Origin of the sequence: Arthrobacter oryzae (genome assembly GCF_003634095.1) — a bacterium.
GTDB classification, from domain to species: Bacteria; Actinomycetota; Actinomycetes; order Actinomycetales; family Micrococcaceae; genus Arthrobacter; species Arthrobacter oryzae.
Genome location: NZ_RBIR01000003.1, coordinates 404,595 through 424,211, shown reverse-complemented (window position 1 = coordinate 424,211; position 19,617 = coordinate 404,595). Strand labels below are relative to the sequence as shown.

Sequence of the window (19,617 nt, the reverse complement as noted above, 5' to 3'; positions counted from 1 at the left end):
TGCTGCCAGTCAGTTGCGTGATACCACCCCGAAGTACCCCAGCGCAGAAAAGAGTTCATCCCGTGCACATCGGACTAATCGGCCTTGGAAAAATGGGCTTCAACATGCGCGAACGCCTGCGCAACGGCGGCATTGAGGTCACCGGGCTTGACCGCAACCCGGACCTCACCGACGTCGCCACCGTGGACGAACTCATCGCCACCGTCCCGGCTCCACGAATCATTTGGGTCATGGTCCCCTCGGGCGACATCACCGATGCCGTGATCACGGAACTCGGCACCAAGCTTGACGCAGGCGACCTCGTGATCGATGGCGGTAACTCCCGGTTCACCGAAGACCAGAAGCACGGCGCGGCACTGGCCGAAAAGGGAATCCACTTCGTCGACTGCGGCGTCTCCGGCGGCGTCTGGGGTCTCCAGAACGGCTATGGCCTCATGGCTGGCGGCGATGCCGCGGACATCGAACGAGCCCTTCCCATCTTCGATGCCCTCCGTCCCGCCGGCGAACGCGCCGACAGTTTCGTGCATGTGGGCGGCGCCGGCGCCGGTCACTACGCCAAGATGGTCCACAACGGGATCGAATACGGCCTGATGCAGGCCTATGCGGAAGGCTACGAACTCCTGGCCGCCAAGGACATCGTTGCCGACCTGCCCGGAACCTTCCGCGCGTGGCAGAAGGGCACCGTGGTCCGCTCCTGGCTACTGGACCTCATGGTCAAGGCCCTCGACGAGGACCCCGGACTGGAATCGATCTCCGATTATGTCGAGGATTCGGGCGAAGGCCGCTGGACCGTCGAGGAAGCGATCGCCAACGCCGTGCCCGCCCCGGCCATCACGGCCGCGCTTTTCGCCAGATTCTCCTCCCGCGAGGACAACTCGCCGACAATGAAGATGGTGTCCGCGCTGCGCCACCAGTTCGGCGGCCACGCGACCCGGCCGGCCAAGTAGTCCTGCCCGTGAGGTCTTGAATCCCGCGTGTACCTAGAAAAACTCTCGCTCACCGATTTCCGCAGCTACGCCCAGGTCGATCTCAGCCTTGAGCCCGGAGTCACCGTTTTGGTGGGTTCCAACGGCATTGGCAAGACCAACCTGATGGAAGCGATCGGGTATCTGGCCACGCTCAACTCGCACCGGGTGAGCACGGACGCGCCGCTGCTCCGCTTCGGCACCGAGCGGGCGATGATCCGGGCCAAAGTGGTCCGCGGTGAGCAGGCCACGGTGCTGGAACTGGAGATCAACGCGTCGCGGGCGAACCGCGGACGGATCAACCGCAGTAATCCGGTCCGCGCCCGGGACCTGCTGGGTATCTGCCAGACGGTGCTGTTCGCCCCGGAGGATCTGGCGCTGGTCAAGGGCGATCCGTCCAACCGACGCCGGTTCCTGGATGAACTCCTGGTCAGCCTCATGCCGCGCCACGCCGCGACCAGGAGCGATTATGACCGCGTTTTGAAGCAGCGTAATGCACTGCTCAAATCAGGACGGACCGGAAAATTCACCGCCGGCCATGAGGCGACGCTGGATGTCTGGGATCAACACATGGCCCGGGCCGGGGCGGAACTCCTGCACGCTCGCCTGGAGCTGGTGGACCGCCTCCAACCGCATCTGAAAAACGCCTATGCCCAGCTCACCGATGGGTCCAAGGAAGCGTCCGCGGTCTACCGTTCCACGCTGCAGGACATCCTGGACGACGACGGTGCCGCGGCCAGATCCGTTGCCGGAACCGGAACGGAGCCCGGTGCGGAGTCCCCAGCGGAAGACCTGCGCCTGCTTTCCGTCGAGCAGCTCACGGAACGGTACATCCAGGCCTTCGCGGCAGCCCGCCGCAGGGAACTCGAACGGGGCATCTCTTTGGTGGGGCCGCACCGCGATGAGCTTGAACTCGTGCTTGGATCCGCGCCGGCCAAGGGCTACGCCTCGCACGGGGAAACCTGGTCCATGTGCCTGTCCCTGCGCCTGGCCTCGTATTACGTCATGCTCGACGATGCCCGGACCGGCGGATCGCCGCCCATTCTGATCCTGGACGATGTGTTCGCCGAGCTGGACGTCCAGCGGCGGCGTAAACTGGCCGCAATAGTATCCGGCGCCGAACAAGTACTGGTGACCGCCGCCGTCGAGGACGATATCCCGGCCGAGTTGACCGGACGGCGGGTGAAGGTCATCCCGGGAGGAATCGATGAGCAGGGCGATCGATGAATAAGGATACCGACGGCGGCCTGCAACCGGGCCGCGACCCCGACGACATCGATGCGGCCCAGGCTGCCCTGAACCGGATGCGCGACGCCGCGGCAGCCCGGGGCGAAATCCGGCGGGCTCTCCCGCGCTCAGGGAAGGCCGCCCAAAAACCCGCCCGCAGCGCGCGCGGAACCCGCGGGTTCTCGCAATTCCACGGCACCGGCCGCGATCCGATGGGTCTGGGAAAAGTCGTGGGACGCCTCGTGGCCGAACGCGGCTGGAGCTCGCCTGTCGCCGTCGGCTCCGTGATGGCGCAATGGGCGGCACTGGTGGGACCGGAAATCTCGGCGCACTGCACCCCCGAAAGTTTCACGGACACCACCTTGCATGTGCGGACCGATTCGACGGCGTGGGCGACGCAGCTGAGGCTGCTGAGCAGCAGCCTGCTCGAAAAATTCCGCACCGAACTCGGTGACGGCGTTGTGACCAGCATTCAGGTACTCGGACCCGCCGCGCCGAGCTGGCGCAAGGGCCTCCGGACGGTCAATGGCCGCGGACCCCGTGACACCTACGGATAGGTCTGACGTCCGCGCACCTGCCGGATCTGAAGCACTTCTTGCAAAAAACCTTGAAAAATCCACGAACGGCGTGTAGGGCGCTCGAACGCCCCGGAGTCGTATAGGAACCCTAGGGCTGGACCCCGAACGCCTTGCAGGGGGAGCCAGCGGCCTCTCAGCGGCACTTTCCCGCCCGTTTAGGGCCCTGGAATGCGGGTTTGGGCCCTATAACACGATAGAATCCTTGTAGATAACTGGGCGCCGGTGAAACGTCGACTGAGTCCGTTTCCGACGCAATTTCAGCGTGTGGAGAACGGATCCTCAAGTCAGCGAAGCAACCTGCGCCGTCAGTGACGTGCCTGTTGGCAGGAGCCCTTTCCACGGAAGAGGCAACCGCCGGCCTTCAACGAACATAGAGGAGTCGAAAGCGCCTGTGGCTAACGACAATGCAGAGATCCCGGCAGTGGAAGACGTAGCGGAAGCGGTAGCGGGGGAAGCGCCGGCGCCGGCTTCGTCCGGGACCGGGACAACGCACGAATACGGCGCAAGCGACATCACCGTCCTTGAAGGCCTGGAGGCGGTCCGGAAACGTCCCGGCATGTACATCGGCTCCACCGGACCCCGCGGCCTGCACCACCTCGTCTACGAAGTGGTGGACAACTCGGTCGATGAGGCCTTGGCCGGCTACTGCACCCACATCGAAATCGTGCTCCAGGCCGACGGCGGCGTCAAAGTGGTCGACAACGGCCGCGGCATCCCGGTCGACATGCACCCCACCGAGCACAAGCCCACGGTGGAAGTCGTCATGACCATCCTGCACGCCGGCGGCAAGTTCGGCGGCGGGGGCTATGCGGTCTCGGGCGGCCTGCACGGCGTCGGCATCTCGGTGGTCAACGCGCTCTCCAGCCGGGTCGACACCGAAGTCCGCCGGCAGGGCCACGTCTGGCGGATGTCCTTCGCCGACGGCGGCAAGCCGCAGGGCGGCCTGGTCCAGGGCGAGGAAACCACCGACACCGGAACCACGCAGACCTTCTACCCGGACGCCAGCATATTTGAGTCCACGGACTTCGACTTCGAGACCCTGCGCGCACGCTTCCAGCAGATGGCGTTCCTGAACAAGGGCCTGCGCATCACGCTGACCGATGAACGCCGCGCCCCAGAGGAGCCGTCCGACGACGCCGACCTCGACCTGGACGCCGTCGCCGTCGAAGGGGAAGTCCCCGCCGAATTCCACACCGTGGTGTACCAGTACGACAACGGCCTGCTGGACTACGTCAAGCACCTGAACTCCGGCAAAAAAGTGGACGTGGTCCACGAGGACGTCATCGCCTTCGAGACCGAGGACACGGAACGCCACATCGCCCTGGAAATGGCCATGCAGTGGACCAACGCCTACTCCGAGAGCGTCCACACCTACGCCAACACCATCAACACCCATGAGGGCGGCACCCACGAAGAAGGCTTCCGCGCCGCGATGACCTCGCTCATCAACCGCTACGCGCGCGAGAAAAGCATCATCAAGGAAAAGGACGATAACCTCACCGGTGACGACATCCGCGAAGGCCTGACGGCGGTCATCTCCGTCAAGCTCTCCGAGCCGCAGTTCGAGGGCCAGACCAAGACCAAGCTCGGCAACTCCGAGGTCAAGGGCTTCGTCCAGCGGGTTGTCACCGACGGGCTGGGCGACTGGCTGGAACGCAACCCCGGCCCCGCCCGGGACGTCATCCGCAAGGCCATTTCCGCTGCCCAGGCACGCATGGCCGCACGCAAGGCCCGCGACAACGCCCGCCGCAAGAGCCCGCTGGAATCGTTCGGCATGCCCGGCAAGCTCTCGGACTGCTCCTCGAAGAACCCGGAAAAGTGCGAGGTCTACATCGTGGAGGGCGACTCGGCCGGCGGCTCCGCCAAGCGCGGCCGCAACCCGGAAACCCAGGCCATCCTGCCGCTGCGCGGAAAGATCCTGAACGTCGAACGGGCCCGCCTGGACAAGGCCCTCGGCAACGCCGAGGTCCAGTCCATGATCACGGCCTTTGGCACCGGCATCGGCGAGGACTTCGACCTCGCCAAGCTCCGGTACCACAAGATCGTGCTCATGGCCGATGCCGACGTCGACGGCCAGCACATCACGACCCTGCTGATGACCCTGCTCTTCCGCTACATGCGCCCGCTGATCGAGAACGGCTACGTCTACCTCGCGCAGCCGCCGCTGTACCGGATCAAATGGTCCAACGCCCCGCACGACTACGTCTACAGCGACCGCGAACGCGACGCAAAGTTGGTCTCCGGCCAGGCCGCCGGCCGCCGCATCCCCAAGGACAACGGCATCCAGCGTTACAAGGGCCTCGGCGAGATGGACTACACGGAACTGTGGGACACCACCATGGACCCGGACCACCGGACCCTGCTGCAGGTCACCATGGACGATGCCCTCGCGGCGGACCAGACCTTCTCCACCCTGATGGGCGAGGACGTGGAATCGCGCCGAAACTTCATTCAGCAGAACGCCAAGGACGTTCGGTTCCTGGATATCTAGCGGCGAAAGCCTCCGAATATTCCAGAGCTGATATATACCTGAAACGGAAAATATAGACTATGAGTGACGAAACACCCGAGGTCCCGGCCGGTTCGGCCGGCTCCGAGCCCGTCCTTGAAGGCGCCATTCTCGACGGCGACGTGCTAACCGACCGCGTCGAGCAGGTGGACCTGCAGACCGAAATGCAGCGCTCCTACCTCGACTACGCCATGGCCGTCATCGTCGGCCGGGCCCTGCCCGATGTCCGCGACGGCCTCAAGCCGGTCCACCGCCGCGTGCTGTACGCGATGTTCGACGGCGGCTACCGCCCGGACCGCTCGTTCAACAAATGTGCCCGCGTCGTCGGCGAGGTCATGGGCCAGTACCACCCGCACGGCGACACCGCGATCTACGATGCCCTGGTGCGGCTGATCCAGGACTGGACCATGCGCTATCCGCTGGCCCTCGGCCAGGGAAACTTCGGCTCGCCCGGCAACGACGGCGCCGCCGCCCCGCGGTACACCGAAACCAAAATGGCGCCGCTTGCCATGGAGATGGTCCGGGACATCGACGAGGAAACCGTCGACTTCCAGGACAACTACGACGGCAAGAACCAGGAACCGACCATCCTGCCGGCCCGGTTCCCCAACCTGCTGGTCAACGGCTCCTCGGGCATCGCCGTCGGCATGGCCACGAACATCCCGCCGCACAACCTCCGCGAAGTCGCCGACGGCGTCCAGTGGTATCTCCAGAACCCGACGGCCAGCCGCGAGGAGCTGCTCGAAGAGCTCCTCCTGCGGATCAAGGGACCGGATTTCCCCACCGGCGCCACCATCTTGGGCCACAAGGGCATCGAGGACGCCTACCGCACGGGCCGCGGATCCATCACGATGCGCGCCGTGGTCAACGTCGAGGAGCTCCAGGGCCGCACGTGCCTGGTGGTCACCGAACTGCCGTACCAGGCCAACCCGGACAACCTGGCGATCAAGATCGCCGAACTGGTCAGGGACGGCAAGATCTCCGGCATCGCCGATCTCCGCGACGAGACCTCTGGCCGCACCGGCCAGCGCCTGGTCATCGTGCTCAAGCGCGATGCCGTGGCAAAGGTGGTGCTGAACAACCTCTACAAGCACACCCAGCTGCAGGACAACTTCGCAGCCAACATGCTTGCCATCGTCGACGGCGTGCCGCGCACGCTCAGCCTCGACGCGTTCATCCGGCACTGGGTCACCCACCAGATGGACGTCATCGCGCGCCGCACGCGCTACCGCCTCCGCAAGGCCGAGGAAGAAGCACACATCCTCCGGGCCCTGCTCAAGGCGCTGGACATGCTGGACGAGGTCATCGCACTCATCCGCGCCTCCAACACCACCGAGGCCGCACGCGACGGGCTCATGGAGCTGCTGGACATCGATGAACTGCAGGCCCGGGCCATCCTGGACATGCAGCTGCGACGGCTCGCGGCGCTGGAACGCCAGAAGATCCAGGACCGCCACGCCGAGCTCGAAGCCCTGATCGCCGAGTACAACTCGATCCTGGCCTCCGAAGAGCGCCAGCGCGAAATCATCAGCACTGAGCTGGGCGAAATCGTGGCCAAGCACGGCGACGACCGACGCACCAAGGTGCTCATGGGCTTCGACGGCGACATGTCCATGGAAGACCTGATCCCCGAAGAGGAAATGGTGGTCACCATCACTCGCGGCGGCTACGTCAAGCGCACCCGCAGTGACAACTACCGTTCCCAGCAGCGCGGTGGCAAGGGCATCAAGGGCGCCCAGCTGCGCGGCGACGACGTCGTCGAGCACTTCTTCGTCACCACCACCCACCACTGGCTGCTCTTCTTCACCAACCTCGGACGCGTTTACCGCGCCAAGGCCTACGAGTTGGCCGAAGCCGGACGGGACGCGAAGGGCCAGCACGTGGCCAACCTGCTGGCCTTCCAGCCGGACGAACACATCGCCCAGGTGCTGGACCTGCGGGACTACCAGCACGCCCCGTACCTGGTGCTCGCCACCAAGCGCGGCCTGGTCAAAAAGACCCGGCTGGAGGATTACGACACCAACCGGTCCGCCGGCGTCATCGCCATCAACCTCCGCGACGGCGACGAGCTCGTCTCGGCCCAGCTGGTCTCCGAAACCGACGACCTCATGCTGGTCTCGCGCAAGGGCCAGTCCGTGCGGTTCACCGCGACGGATGATGCCCTGCGCCCGATGGGACGGGCCACCTCCGGCGTGACGGGCATGAAGTTCCGTGAGGACGATGAGCTGCTCGCGGCCGACGTCGTCAAGGACGGATCGTTCGTTTTCATTGTCACCGAAGGCGGCTTTGCCAAGCGGACCGCCGTTGAGGAATACCGGCTTCAGGGCCGCGGCGGCCTCGGTATCAAGGTGGGCAAGTACCAGGAGGAGCGCGGACATCTGGTCGGCGCCCTCATCGTCCAGGAAGAGGATGAAGTCCTGGTGGTCATGGAGGGCGGCAAGGTGGTCCGTTCCTCGGTCACCGGAGTGCCGGCCAAGGGCCGCGACACCATGGGCGTCATCTTCGCCAAGCCGGACAAGAACGACCGCATCATCGCGGTGGCACGCAACAGCGAACGCGGACTCGTCGGCGACGATTCGGCCGACGGCGACAACGCCGGTGAAGTTGCAGGTGAGGATGCTGAAAGTCGGGCTTCCTCGCCGGATGACGTAACGTTGGCTGAAGATCGCGGACTGCAAGAGACGTCCGCAGCGGCAGAATCAGTACCGGCCCCGGAGTCAGATGAGTCATCAGGCAATGCCGAGCTGGACGAAGACAACACCGGAGGTAACGAGTGAGTAATTCCGACTCATATCCCAAGCAGCCGAGCAGCGGCGTGCCGGGCGGAGTGCGGCAACCCGCCACAGCGCCGCGAGTGGGCGCTCCCTCGCGTCCGCAGCAGCGCCCCGCCTCGGGTGCAGCCGCAGGGCAGGGGCAGCGTCCCGCGGCCCCAGGCCAGCGTCCGGCGGTGCCGGGCCAGCGCCCCAGCGTTCCCGGCCAGCGTCCCGCCCAGTCCGGCGGACAGAACAACGCCGGGCTCATCAAGCCTGCTCCCAAGGCCAAAGTCCGCCGCGCCAGGCTGCTGGTCAGCAAGGTGGACCCCTGGTCCGTGCTGAAAATGGCGTTCCTGCTCTCCGTGGCCCTGGGCATAGTCACCGTCGTGGCGGCAATCGTGCTCTGGACCGTTCTGGACCTCACCGGGATCTTTGACCAGGTGGATAGCCTTCTCGGGACTCTCGCGGGTTCCGAAGGCGGCGGCTTCGAACTGAAGAAGGTCGCGTCCCTCGGGCAGGTGGCCTCTTTTGCGACCATCATCGCCGTGATCAACGTGGTGCTGCTGACGGCCTTGTCCATGCTCTCCGCCGTGCTCTACAACATCGCGGCCACCCTCGTGGGCGGCATCGGTGTGACCCTCACGGACGACTAAATCCCTCACTTTTCCCCGGAATTCTGCGGGAAAATGCCTCGATTTGAGATCGGGCCGGGATGTGCTGTACAGTCATATCTCGGCCCGATGAGGCATCGGGGCGTATAGCTCAGGCGGTTAGAGCGCTTCGCTGATAACGAAGAGGTCCCAGGTTCAAGTCCTGGTACGCCCACGGAACCTGTACTGGTTCTGCGGAGAATAGTGAAGGTTCGTCGATGACTGAACCGGAACGGGGTGCGTGTGAAGAAGTTGCTGGTTATCGCAGCTACGGTCGCAGGCGTTTTCCTCTACAGAAAAGTGCAGGAATCCGAAGCCCGGAAAGTGATCTGGAGCAACTCAACCGACACGGTTGATTAGCCCGGGGCCCTGGGATGGAAGCTGGAAGACAGTCTCCGGAACTAGGGTATGATTGACGGGTTGCTTCTTATGGGGGCATGGCGCAATTGGTAGCGCACCTGCTTTGCAAGCAGGGGGTTCGGGGTTCGAGTCCCCGTGCCTCCACCATAGGAATGGCCCCGGATCGCGGAAACGCGGTCCGGGGCTTTTTGCATGTCCGGCCCAAGGGAGGTGCCGACGCCCTCACTCCTTCGGCTTGGCGTAGTCGGCCATACCCTGCCAGTCAATGAACACGTAGGGTTCGTCGCCGAGTACCCACGCATCATGACCCGGCGGGATGACGCCGAAGTCGCCGGGCCCGTATTCGATCTCTTCACCGTCGTCCATGACGACTTTCAGCCGGCCGGAAACCGTGTAGCCGACGTGGGCAGCCATGCAGCTGTCCGTCTGGACAATTGGTTTGACGTGCTGGGACCACTTCCACCCCGGGAGAAAGGTCGCACGTCCCACAGCGCCGGCGTCAAGATTGACTAGCTCCAGCTGGCCGGTCGCGTCCTTGAAGGGGCGCGTTTCTTCCGGATCATCGAAACTCTTGCGGATCATTGAAGCCATGTTGGTCTCCTTCTGCTCTGATGGCGAGACCGCGATTAAAGACTGACACCACGCCAAGCAGCGGTCAAGGACGCGCGGAAGCACCCTTCGTCGCCCTGCCCCACTACTGTTGGAGCGTGAACTTCTTCCTTGCCGCGATTGGCGTACTGGGCGTTGCCTCCTCCGGGCCGCTGATCGCTGCCACGCTGGGTGCCACCTCCGTGAGTGCCCTCGCCATCGCCTTCTGGCGCAACGCGATTGGCTCCGTCGTGATGGCCGGTCCTGTGTTGGTCCGGAGCCCCCGTGAGTTCGGAAAGGTGACCGGTGCCGAGTTCCGTTGGTCGCTGGCCGCGGCGGTGGCCCTCGCCTTGCACTTTGCCTGTTTCATTACCTCGCTGCAATTGACGTCGGTCGCGGCCGCGACGGCATTGGTGTGCCTTCAGTCGGGCTGGATTGCCCTCTTCCAGATGTTCCGGGGTGTCCGGCACCGCTGGCCGGTCCTGGTAGGGCTGGGGACCGCATTCGCCGGCGTCGTGACGATTACCGGCTTCGACATGGGGACCTCGCCAGGGGCGCTCCTGGGCGATCTCCTCGCCGTTGCCGGCGGCGCGCTGGCGGGGATCTACACGCTCGCCGGGGGCAAGGCGCGTCAAAGCATGAGCACGGGTGTCTACACAACACTTTGTTATGGCATGTGCGCCGCGATCGTGGCGGGCATGGCTTTGGTGGTCGGACAGCCGCTGGCGGGGTTTGAAGCGTCCGGGTGGCTGGGGATCCTGGCCATCACCGTGTGCGCGCAGCTCGTGGGGCACACCGCGTTCAACCACCTGCTGGCCACCATGAGCCCGCTGCTCGTATCCATGATCATCTTGCTGGAGATTCCGGGAGCAGCCCTGCTGGCCGCCGCTTTTCTGGGCGAGACGCTGCCGGCCGGGACTTATGCGGGACTCGCGATGATCCTGGTGGGGCTCGCCGTCGTCGTCCTGGGACAGCGCGGGTCACGTTCCGGCGGGCGCGGTGGTGCGGGCCGCGGCGGCGAGGCGCCCGGAACCGAGCGGCTGGCGGAGCTGGGGACCGATTAGGCGGCCGTTGGCCGTGCCAGTGAAGCTGCGGTTATTGGCCGCCGCGGCGGGCCGGCTGGGGGGCGTTGACCGTGTGAATCGCCCGGAGCAGTTTTGCCGGGAAATAAACAGAGAAAAACACCACCATGGGCGCCTTCAGGGCCATTTTTTTGACGTTGTGCGCCTTGTAGGTGCGGTCAAACCGCGTCACGTAATAGCGGTAATCCCGGGGGGAGTCCTCCAGCCGCCGGGCTGACATGCCCGAGATCATCTGCGGCCAGTACTGGATCCGGAGTTCGTGATCGGCAAGATGCAGCGAAAGATCTATGTCCTCGTGCATTTCGTCCCGCTCGTCGCGGCAGGTCTCGGCGCGGATGGTTTCCCACGCGGAGCGGCGGAGCGCCATGTTGGACCCGAAAAGAAAGTGGTACTGGTGCTTGGCAAGTTTGAGCATCAGCTGACGCATTTTGTCGTCTGCTTTGAGCCCGAACCGGCGCATCGGCATGTCGTAATAGACCACCGGACCGGTTGCCGCGTGGACCGAGTCGTCCCGGAAGGCATGCTGAACCTGTTCCACCCAGTCTGGCTCCAGCACGGAGTCGGCATCGATCCGGCCCAGGATATCGCCCGTGGCGTGGTCCAGACCGAAATTGCGGGTGGGGATGAGCCCCTGGTCGCGGTCCTGGCTGAGCAGGATGATGGGACTTTCCGGGTACTCCAGCTGCATCTGCCGCACGATATCCGCTGTGCGGTCCCGGGACATGTTGTCCACCACGATGATTTCGTGGGCGGGCACCGACTGATACACCGCGGCGATCAGACACTGCCGGATCACACTTTCCTCGTTGTACGCCGGAATCACAATAGATACAGCCGGTGGCGGCGCAGTGAGCAAGGCGTCCTGGGGTGATCTATGGGGTGACATCCCCACAAATTTAGCATCCGGGCCACCATCCAAACCGGGGCGGCGCGACAGCGGGGTAGCCCAGGACGAAACAAAGGGAGGGACCCCGCACCGTGGCGGAATCCCTCCCTTGGACAGGTGGACTACAACTGCCGGAAACCGGACGGCGCCTGGCGCCTCGTCCGTTCCGTCCGCGTAGGCCGGACTTTGTTACTTGCCCGGCTTGTCTTTGCCGTTGTTCAGGCTGGCTGCGATGTTGCGCACAGCGGTCTTGGCATCGGTGGCAGCCTTGGCAGTTGCCTCTGTGGTGTCCTCGGCAATGGCCGCGGCGGCGGCCTTTGCGTCGTCCGCCGCGGCAGCGGCGGAGTCGGCTGCCTCTGCTGATGCGTCCGCCACAGAATCCGCTGCCGCAACGGCTGCGGAACCGGCCTGGTCGGCGGTGTCCTTAAGCGCGTCGCTGACAGTGGTGGCCGCCGTCGGGGCCGGCGTCACCGGCGTCGGTACCTTCCAGGGATCCTCCACCGGCCGGGAAGCCCTCCACGCGGCGACACCGGCGGCGACTGCAGCGGCCAGGATGCCAAAGATCAGCAATCCGCGGTGCTTGGGCTTCTGCGGCTTGCCCAGCTTCGCGCTAGCGGTCTTGCCGGCGTCGCTGGCGGCTGCCTTGATGTTCTTGCCGGCAGCCTTTGCGTGCCGCTTGGCCGTCTTTGCCTGGCCCTTGACGTTGTGGACCACACCGGAATCAACAAGCTTCTGCGCCACGGCATCGACATGGGCCGGAGCGTTTTCCAGCGTCCGGTGAACGGCGTCGGAAGCGTAGCCGATCTGGTCGGAAAGCCTGGGCAGGTAATCGACGACCACCCGGTCGCGGGCGTTGGCAATCACCGGTGCTGCCTTGTCCACGGCCTCGTGCAGACGCGGGGTGGCGCTGTCCGCGGCGTCGTGGATTTTGGGTGCAAGCTGGGCCAGGCTGTCCTGAAGTCGCGGGGTGACCGTGGCAACGCCGCCCGCCAAATTCTGGGCGGCCGACTTGAGACCCTCCTGGATCTTGGGAGAAGCCGTATCCAGCCCATGCTGCAAACGGGGAACAGCCCAGTTCACGGCCGCTTCAACCCGCGGGGCCGCCCAATCCTTGGCGGTGTCCACTCCCGTGCTGACTGACTGCTCAAGGTCACGGGCAATACGATCCGTTTTCTTCACAACTACCTCCCGATTAATGTGACGGTTCTGCTGTTAGCCTACGTGTCTAGGAACGCACCGGCTATTCTTCAGACCGATTTCCAGTGGATTTCACCCAGCGCGGAACTGACTGTGCGGCCCTATGCGTGCGCAGCCGCCGTGGAAGAATAGGGCCTATGACTGCCAACGCAACCGCAAAAGCCACTATCCACACGAGCCTCGGCGACATCGTCGTCAACCTCTTCGGCAACCACGCGCCGAAGACGGTCGACAATTTCGTCGGCCTGGCCACCGGTGAGAAGGCCTGGACCCACCCGGAAACGGGCGAGGACAAGACCGGCACGCCGCTCTACAACGGCACCATCTTCCACCGCATCATCAAAGACTTCATGATTCAGGCCGGCGACCCCCTGGGCCGCGGCACCGGCGGACCGGGCTACAAGTTCGACGATGAAATCCACCCGGAACTGACCTTCAACGAACCCTACAAGCTGGCCATGGCCAACGCCGGGGTACAGATGGGCCGCGGCACCAACGGTTCGCAGTTCTTCATCACCACCATCCCGACGGGCTGGCTGCAGGGCAAGCACAGCATCTTCGGCGAGGTCGCCGATGATGATTCCAAGAGGGTCGTCGACGCGATCGAGGGTGTCCGCACCGGCATGGGCGACCGCCCGGTCGAGGACGTCACCATCAACAGCATTGACATCGAACAGCTCTAACCCACCCCAATGAGCTACGGAGTTCCGGCGGCTGAGCCGTCCGCGGAGGTCCCGGTCTGCCCCAGGCACCCGGACCGGCCCGCCTATGTGCGCTGCCAGCGGTGCGGGCGCCCGGCGTGCCCGGATTGCCAGCGGGCGGCCGCCGTCGGATTCCAATGCGTTGACTGCGTCAACGAAACCAAACACACGACGCCGAACGTCAGGACCGTCTACGGCGGCGCCGTGACCACGGGCAAGCCCATCGCCACGTTCGTGATTATCGGGCTGTGCGCCCTCATCTATGCGCTGGAGTGGATCGTTCCGAACGACGGGGTCTACCAGCAGTTGGCGTACGCCCCCGCCTACACGGACAGTGAACCGTGGCGGATGCTCACCTCGGCGTTCCTGCACTCCCAAGGATTCCTGCTCCACATTGTCCTGAACATGTACACGTTGTGGATTTTCGGCCAGATCCTTGAACCGCTGCTGGGCCATGTGCGCTTCCTGGCCATCTACTTGATTTCCGCCATCGGAGGCTCGGCCGGCTTCCTCTTGCTGACCCCGGTCTACCCCGTCAACGGACCCGTGGGCCTGGTTGGCGCCTCCGGCGCCATCTTCGGCCTCTTCGGTGCGCTGCTTGTGGTCCAGCGTCAACGCGGCGGAGACGTACGGCAACTCCTCGTCTTGATCGCCATCAACGGTGTCATCGGGTTCATGGTTCCCCAGATCGCCTGGCAGGCACATCTGGGCGGACTCGTCACCGGTGTCCTGAGCGCCGCCGTCATTGCCTATACGCCCCGCGGCCCTCGGCAGGTCTTGGTGCAGGCAGTCGGCCTTGCCGCCGTGCTGGCCCTGGTGATTGTCGCATCAGCCGTGCGGATGGCCGGCGCCGTCGCTTAGGCGCTGCCGTCAAACTTTCAGGCCGCCGCAGTGCCGGCCGCCGCCCCTATTCCGCGGCGTGCGCCACGCCTTGTTGTACCTCGCCCCGCCGCCTGGCGCCCGCCACAGCTTGTGCCTCGCCCCCGGGCCCGGCGCCCGCCACAGCTTGTGCCTCGCCCCCGGGCCCGGCGCGCAGGGCCCCGCTGTCGAATGCTCCCACCACGCAGTCGCACACCCCACTCGGTCGCATACCCGCTTATTTGCCGGCAGTACCAGGCGGCCGACCGACACCCCGCAAAGCCTCGAGCCCGGAACCGGGGATGAACCCAGGAACCGGCGGCTGACGCCGGAAGTTATCCACAAGGGTTATACACATTGTTAATAACTTACAAGCTTGTAGTTCATCCGCGTTATCCCGATCTGGCCGCCCTGGCTGGCGAATTTCTGCAGGTGTGGAGAGCGCGGTTTGCCGATCTCCACACCTGTGGATAACTTCTGTGGGTTGTCCTGTTAGTAAGTGGACAACTTTCCCGGGTCCAAGCTGGTCACACCTCGGGGCTGCTCTCCCCGCCGGAAGTAAAGCCGCTGGCTTGCCGGGCGTATCTGCGGCCCGCGAGGTGTTTCAACAGGGTTATTCACAGTGTTAATAACCTGATGAGCCGAATAATTGCGGCAAATCCATCGGCTCACGGTGTCGCCCCGGGGTTTACGGCCTTTCCTGCGCGGCGGTTATCCCCAGCTGTGGATAACTTGTGGGTAGAACCCTGTTACTAAGTGGATAACTTTTCCTGGGCCCTCGGCGGGTGTGACAAACATTCCTGCGGGCGCGTAAGGGGCACGGGTGCCAGTGCCCATACGGCGACGCAGCGTCCGTCGCGCGGTCGAAGACTCTTTTCCACAGGCAATCCACACTGTTAATAACTTACAGCGCTGTAATTCACATCCTGTCGGGCAAGTGCCGGTCCGCTGTGCGCCCGGCGGCAGCCGGTAGCGCGCCTCGGGACGGGCGCATATGAGCAAACTTATAAACAATGTGGATAAGTTTCCCCAGACTTGTGCACAGCTGTGGATAACACATCCGGGCGCCGCGGGACGCGCATCAAGGGGCGTCGGGAGTGCGCGCGAGGCCGGTGTCCGGACCCCTCGCCGGCGTGACGGGTCAGTGCGGCCAGACGCCGGACGTGCCGCGCCGGTGGCTGTCCAACAGATGCGTGTCGACCATCCCGATGGCCTCCATGAGCGCGAACATGGTGGTGGGCCCGACGAAAGCGAATCCCTTCTTGCGCAGCGCCTTGGACAGTGCGATGGACTCGGCCGAGGTGGTGGGGACTTGATCGATGGAGGTGGGCCGGGGGGTGGTCGCCGGCTGAAAGGCCCACACGAAGTCAACCAGGCCGCCCTCGTCCCTCAACGCCACGGTGGCGCGGGCATTGGTGATGGTTGCCTGGATCTTGAGCCGGTTGCGGACGATGCCGGCATCCAGCATGAGCCGTTCCACGTCGGAGTCGGTGAAGGATGCCACTACGTCCGGGTTGAAGTCCATGAACGCGGACCGGAACGCGGGCCGCTTGCGCAGAATCGTTGCCCAGGACAGCCCGGCCTGGAAACCTTCGAGGCTGATGCGCTCGTAGAGACCCTGCTCGTCCCGGACGGGCATCCCCCACTCGGTGTCGTAGTACTCGCGCAGCATGGGGTCCACGGCCGCCCACGCAGGGCGGCCCAGTCCGTCGTCGCCAATTGTCGAGCCGCTTACTGCCGGGGTCATCTGTAATCCTTTGCTGGGTTATGCCGTTTTGGGCAATGTCGGTTACAAGGAGCGTGCCAGGCGGCGCCGGAGCCGCCCGACGGCTGTACCCGGGTTTAACGACGACGGGCCGGCACACTTTGTGTGCCGGCCCGTCAGGACTTTAGCTGCGGGTCGCGCTTCAGGAACGCCAGCGCGTGGTCATCAAGAAGCCGACGATCGCGATTCCGAATCCGGCGACGATGTTCCATGAGGCCCAGGCCTGCACGGGGAAAGCGCCTTCGGTGATGTAGAAAGTGATGATCCACAGCAGGCCAATGATCATCAGGCCGAACATGACGGGCTTGAACCAGACCGGATTGGGCTTGTAGGTCTCCGCAGTAGAAGTCTGCGGGGCCACACGGGCAGTCCTTTTACGCGGCTTGGACTCGGGCACTGATCCTCCTTGGCGGGCTGGAACAAGAGCGGCAAGCTGGCTTGATGTCCTGCACGGAAGCAAGCCGCCGGGGCCAACACGCTCTTGGTCAAGTTTGAATTCTTTTGCTCGCACAATTCTAGCTGTACTCCAGGCCACACCGATGACGCCGCGATTGCCCGACGGCGCGCTCCTGGCGAGGAATCGAATCTACGGTCTGACGCACGGAGGCTACTATGGCTACGTGTTCCGGAGCAGCCCGACAGCCGCCCGACGCACCTTCTGTTGCGGACAAATGCACTGCTGCCGGTGCGGCTGAAGCAGTGATCCAGTGTGGCTCAGGATTGCGGCGCCGCTGGTGCTGTCGGCCGGAGCACTGGTATTGATGGTTCAGGTCCTTTTCCCCTGTCTGGCGCAATTCACCCAGTTCACAGATTCAACGATTGGTTCAGCAAGGCACCCATGAGCACAACCAAGATCTTGGTCGTAGACAACTACGACAGCTTTGTTTACACCCTGGTGGGTTATCTCCAGGAACTCGGCGCTGAGACCACGGTGGTCCGCAACGACGACGTCACCCTCGCCGAGGCGATCGAAATGGCAGAGGCGCGAGACGGCGTCCTGATTTCTCCCGGTCCGGGGAATCCGGCCGAAGCCGGGGTCTGCATCGAGCTGATCAAGTGGTGCGGCAGCCATGGCAAGCCCATGCTGGGGGTCTGTCTTGGCCACCAGGCGCTGGCCGAGGCCTACGGGGGCACAGTGACGCACGCCCCAGAACTGATGCACGGCAAGACGTCCCTCGTCGAGCACCACGGAACAAGTATCTTCGCCGGACTCCCGTCCCCGCTGACGGCAACCCGATACCACTCGCTGGCCGCCGTCCGCGAGAGCATTCCGGAGGTCCTGGAGATCACAGCGGAAACGGGTACCGGCGTCGTTATGGGGCTGCAGCACCGTGCCGCGCCGCTGTGCGGCGTCCAGTTCCATCCGGAATCTGTCCTGACCGAGGGCGGCTACCAAATGCTGGGGAACTGGCTCGAGTCGCTCGGCATGGCCGGAGCCGCTGAACGGGCCGCAGACCTCAGCCCGCTCATCAAGCACTAACCCGGCAAGCACCAATCCGGGTTACGGTACCAGCCCGCCCAATGACGCGTCCTCTTTGGACGCGGACTTCGAGGACGTCGGCGTCGGGGTGGGCGTCGGCGTCGGCGAGGGACGCGGCGCAGGTGCCTTCGCCACGATCACGGCGATGGTCTTGCCTTGATCCACGAGCGAATCCGCGGCATCTGTCTGGCCGGTCACCTTACCCGGCGCAACCTGGGAGTTTTCCACCTCGGTGGGATTGAGCTTCAGGCCCAGAGCGGTCAGTTTCGCCTGCGCCTCCGCCAGCGGCAGCCCGATGAGCTGCGGCACGGCCACTTTCCCGGTGGAGACGACGATTTCGATGTTGTCCGCCACTCCCACAGTCTGGCCCGGGGCCGGGTTGGTGGTGATCACGATGCCGACCGGAACCGTCGGGTTGTTGGACATCTTGGTGGTGAGCGCACCTGTCAGTCCCTTTTGGTGGAGGAGGTCCCGGGCTGCCGCCTCGGTGCGGCCGGGCAGGTCGGTCGGGAGGGTGATGGCGCTGGGGCCTGCAGAGATGTTCAGGATGATGTCCGAATTGGCGTCCATGGAACTTCCCGCCGTCGGCACCGTGCCGATGGCGGTTCCCTTGGGGATCGTCTCGTGCTGCAATCTCATGAGCTGGGGTTTGAAGCCTGCGTTGTAGAGCCGTTGCAGGGCCTCTGACTCGGTCAGCGAGTTCACGGTGGGAACCAGGACCTTGACTGCCGGCGCTGGGGCCTGGTTCATGAGGTTATAGAGCCACAACCCGCCGCCGGCCAGCACCAGCAGCGTCAGGACCGCCAACGTGGCGATCCAGGTGCGGCGCCGGGACGTCTGCCGTTGTGTGTGCTCGCGTTCCGCCGGCAGCGCCAAGGGCAGGCTGCCGGTGTCCGCAATGCCGTAGAGTTCCGTGCCCGCGGGCTGCTGAATGTCGTCGTCGGACGTTTCCTCGGCGGGCGTTTCCTCGGCGGGCCGGAGCCGGCCGCCGTGTGAATCGTCCAGGAACTTTGTCCCGGTCAGCGAGAAGGCCGCCGTGGGCGCCGAGGAGTCGTGCCGGGGCACGGCGTTGGTGGGGTCGGTGGGTGCCTCACTGGCGGCCGGAGCGGTTACAGGAACGCCGTTGCGGGCGGCCCGCAGGGCGCGGCGGAAGGCGGCCGCGTCCTGGAAACGGTCCGCGCGGTTTTTCTGCAGGGCCTTCATCAAAACGCTGTCCAGCGCCGCCGAGACCTCGGGATTGAGGCTGCTGGCGGGTTCGGGGATCTCCCTGACGTGCTGGTACGCCACAGAGACGGGGCTGTCGCCGATGAAGGGCGGCCGGCCGGTCAGCATCTCATACAGGAGGCATCCTGCGGAGTAGAGATCGCTCCGTGCATCCACGGCCTCCCCCCGGGCCTGCTCCGGGGACAGGTACTGGGCGGTGCCCACCACGGCCTGTGTTTGCGTCATGGTAGCCGCCGAGTCCGCTATGGCACGCGCGATCCCGAAGTCCATGACTTTGACGCTGTTGGAGCCCGGGCAAAACATTACGTTAGCCGGCTTGATGTCCCGGTGCACGATGCCGGCTTTGTGACTGTAGTCGAGGGCGGACAGCACGCCGAGCGTGAAGTCGATCGCCTGATCGATGGTGACGTCTTTGGCCCTGACCAGGTCACGGATCGTCTTGCCGGAGACGAATTCCATCACGATGTAGGGGACCCGGACGGTGTCTTCGTGGTCACCGGGGACCGCGTGGTCCCCGGTGTCGAAGACAGCCACAATCGACGGGTGGTTCAGGCCAGCGACAGCCTGCGCTTCACGCTTGAAGCGCGCCTGAAACTGCGGGTCCCTGGCCAAATCCGGGCGTAGCAGCTTGACGGCGACGGTGCGTCCCAGCCGCGTATCGACGCCGCGGAAGACGTCCGCCATGCCGCCGCGACCGATCAGCTCACCCAGCTCATAGCGTCCGCTGAGGACGCGCTGCGTGTTCACGGGGCGATCCTCCCGGTGCGACGGTGTGCGGGGTGTATTGCTCATGG

The 19,617-nt window shown here is 64.7% G+C and carries 17 protein-coding genes and 2 tRNA genes; 13 read left to right on the top strand and 6 right to left on the bottom strand.

Annotated elements, in window-relative coordinates; all coding sequences use genetic code 11:
• Positions 1-62 precede the first annotated feature (62 nt).
• The 9 genes from gnd to C8D78_RS09570 all read left to right on the top strand — a co-directional run bounded on the left by gnd (position 63) and on the right by C8D78_RS09570 (position 9,189).
• Positions 63-947 (top strand): phosphogluconate dehydrogenase (NAD(+)-dependent, decarboxylating), encoded by an 885-nt coding sequence (gene gnd / locus C8D78_RS09605; protein ID WP_120952919.1) that lies wholly within the window; start codon positions 63-65, stop codon positions 945-947.
• Positions 948-974: 27 nt separating this feature from the next.
• Positions 975-2,192, top strand: coding sequence for a DNA replication/repair protein RecF (gene recF, locus C8D78_RS09600; RefSeq protein ID WP_120952916.1), 1,218 nt, complete (start codon positions 975-977; stop codon positions 2,190-2,192).
• Positions 2,189-2,749: a DciA family protein gene (locus tag C8D78_RS09595; protein WP_120952913.1), complete on the top strand. Its 561-nt coding sequence runs from the start codon at positions 2,189-2,191 to the stop codon at positions 2,747-2,749. Before recF ends, C8D78_RS09595 begins: the two co-directional genes overlap by 4 nt.
• A gap of 412 nt (positions 2,750-3,161) precedes the next feature.
• On the top strand, positions 3,162-5,261 hold the full coding sequence (gyrB, locus tag C8D78_RS09590) for a DNA topoisomerase (ATP-hydrolyzing) subunit B (protein WP_120952910.1): 2,100 nt from the start codon (positions 3,162-3,164) through the stop codon (positions 5,259-5,261).
• 59 nt (positions 5,262-5,320) lie between these two features.
• On the top strand, positions 5,321-8,056 hold the full coding sequence (gyrA, locus tag C8D78_RS09585) for a DNA gyrase subunit A (protein WP_120952907.1): 2,736 nt from the start codon (positions 5,321-5,323) through the stop codon (positions 8,054-8,056).
• Positions 8,053-8,685, top strand: coding sequence for a DUF3566 domain-containing protein (locus tag C8D78_RS09580; protein WP_120952905.1), 633 nt, complete (start codon positions 8,053-8,055; stop codon positions 8,683-8,685). The genes gyrA and C8D78_RS09580 overlap by 4 nt, the downstream gene beginning before the upstream one ends.
• Before the next feature lie 98 nt (positions 8,686-8,783).
• Positions 8,784-8,857 (top strand) — tRNA-Ile (locus C8D78_RS09575).
• 62 nt (positions 8,858-8,919) lie between these two features.
• Complete coding sequence (locus C8D78_RS19960; RefSeq protein WP_341867115.1) at positions 8,920-9,042, top strand: DLW-39 family protein; 123 nt, start codon at positions 8,920-8,922, stop codon at positions 9,040-9,042.
• A 71-nt stretch (positions 9,043-9,113) separates the two neighbouring features.
• Positions 9,114-9,189: transfer RNA gene (locus tag C8D78_RS09570), tRNA-Ala, on the top strand.
• Positions 9,190-9,264: 75 nt separating this feature from the next.
• Here C8D78_RS09570 and C8D78_RS09565 read toward each other — a convergent pair.
• Positions 9,265-9,633, bottom strand: coding sequence for a cupin domain-containing protein (locus C8D78_RS09565; protein WP_120952902.1), 369 nt, complete (start codon positions 9,631-9,633; stop codon positions 9,265-9,267).
• A gap of 116 nt (positions 9,634-9,749) precedes the next feature.
• On the opposite strand from C8D78_RS09565, the gene C8D78_RS09560 reads away from it, so the two are divergent.
• Entirely contained in the window at positions 9,750-10,694 is a 945-nt protein-coding gene (locus C8D78_RS09560; RefSeq protein ID WP_120952899.1) for a DMT family transporter, read from the top strand.
• A 31-nt stretch (positions 10,695-10,725) separates the two neighbouring features.
• Here C8D78_RS09560 and C8D78_RS09555 read toward each other — a convergent pair whose 3' ends face one another.
• On the bottom strand, positions 10,726-11,598 hold the full coding sequence (locus C8D78_RS09555) for a glycosyltransferase family 2 protein (RefSeq protein ID WP_120952896.1): 873 nt from the start codon (positions 11,596-11,598) through the stop codon (positions 10,726-10,728).
• Positions 11,599-11,787: 189 nt separating this feature from the next.
• Positions 11,788-12,777 (bottom strand): hypothetical protein, encoded by a 990-nt coding sequence (locus tag C8D78_RS09550; RefSeq protein WP_120952893.1) that lies wholly within the window; start codon positions 12,775-12,777, stop codon positions 11,788-11,790.
• Between the two features lie 155 nt (positions 12,778-12,932).
• Between C8D78_RS09550 and C8D78_RS09545 the strand changes: the two genes are divergently transcribed.
• Both C8D78_RS09545 and C8D78_RS09540 read left to right on the top strand, forming a co-directional pair.
• Positions 12,933-13,478, top strand: a complete 546-nt coding sequence (locus C8D78_RS09545) for a peptidylprolyl isomerase (protein WP_120952890.1) — start codon at positions 12,933-12,935, stop codon at positions 13,476-13,478.
• 9 nt (positions 13,479-13,487) lie between these two features.
• Positions 13,488-14,357, top strand: coding sequence for a rhomboid family intramembrane serine protease (locus C8D78_RS09540; protein WP_120952887.1), 870 nt, complete (start codon positions 13,488-13,490; stop codon positions 14,355-14,357).
• Between the two features lie 1,138 nt (positions 14,358-15,495).
• Here the strand turns inward: C8D78_RS09540 and C8D78_RS09535 are convergent.
• Positions 15,496-16,101: a DNA-3-methyladenine glycosylase I gene (locus C8D78_RS09535; protein WP_120952884.1), complete on the bottom strand. Its 606-nt coding sequence runs from the start codon at positions 16,099-16,101 to the stop codon at positions 15,496-15,498.
• Positions 16,102-16,261: 160 nt separating this feature from the next.
• Entirely contained in the window at positions 16,262-16,516 is a 255-nt protein-coding gene (locus tag C8D78_RS09530) for a cell division protein CrgA (protein WP_120952881.1), read from the bottom strand.
• Between the two features lie 441 nt (positions 16,517-16,957).
• On the opposite strand from C8D78_RS09530, the gene C8D78_RS09525 reads away from it, so the two are divergent.
• Positions 16,958-17,599, top strand: a complete 642-nt coding sequence (locus C8D78_RS09525) for an anthranilate synthase component II (protein ID WP_120952878.1) — start codon at positions 16,958-16,960, stop codon at positions 17,597-17,599.
• Positions 17,600-17,620: 21 nt separating this feature from the next.
• Here the strand turns inward: C8D78_RS09525 and pknB are convergent, their stop codons facing one another.
• Positions 17,621-19,615, bottom strand: a complete 1,995-nt coding sequence (pknB, locus tag C8D78_RS09520; protein ID WP_120952875.1) for a Stk1 family PASTA domain-containing Ser/Thr kinase — start codon at positions 19,613-19,615, stop codon at positions 17,621-17,623.
• Positions 19,616-19,617 lie beyond the last annotated feature (2 nt).

Bases quoted from the DNA above. Each gene is read 5' to 3' on its own strand.
- C8D78_RS09595 (WP_120952913.1), top strand. From the start codon at position 2,189: ATGAATAAGGATACCGACGGCGGCCTGCAACCGGGCCGCGACCCCGAC.
- gyrA (WP_120952907.1), top strand. From the start codon at position 5,321: ATGAGTGACGAAACACCCGAGGTCCCGGCCGGTTCGGCCGGCTCCGAG.
- C8D78_RS09565 (WP_120952902.1), bottom strand. From the start codon at position 9,633: ATGGCTTCAATGATCCGCAAGAGTTTCGATGATCCGGAAGAAACGCGC.
- C8D78_RS09555 (WP_120952896.1), bottom strand. From the start codon at position 11,598: ATGTCACCCCATAGATCACCCCAGGACGCCTTGCTCACTGCGCCGCCA.
- C8D78_RS09545 (WP_120952890.1), top strand. From the start codon at position 12,933: ATGACTGCCAACGCAACCGCAAAAGCCACTATCCACACGAGCCTCGGC.
- C8D78_RS09540 (WP_120952887.1), top strand. From the start codon at position 13,488: ATGAGCTACGGAGTTCCGGCGGCTGAGCCGTCCGCGGAGGTCCCGGTC.
- C8D78_RS09535 (WP_120952884.1), bottom strand. From the start codon at position 16,101: ATGACCCCGGCAGTAAGCGGCTCGACAATTGGCGACGACGGACTGGGC.
- C8D78_RS09525 (WP_120952878.1), top strand. From the start codon at position 16,958: ATGAGCACAACCAAGATCTTGGTCGTAGACAACTACGACAGCTTTGTT.
- pknB (WP_120952875.1), bottom strand. From the start codon at position 19,615: ATGAGCAATACACCCCGCACACCGTCGCACCGGGAGGATCGCCCCGTG.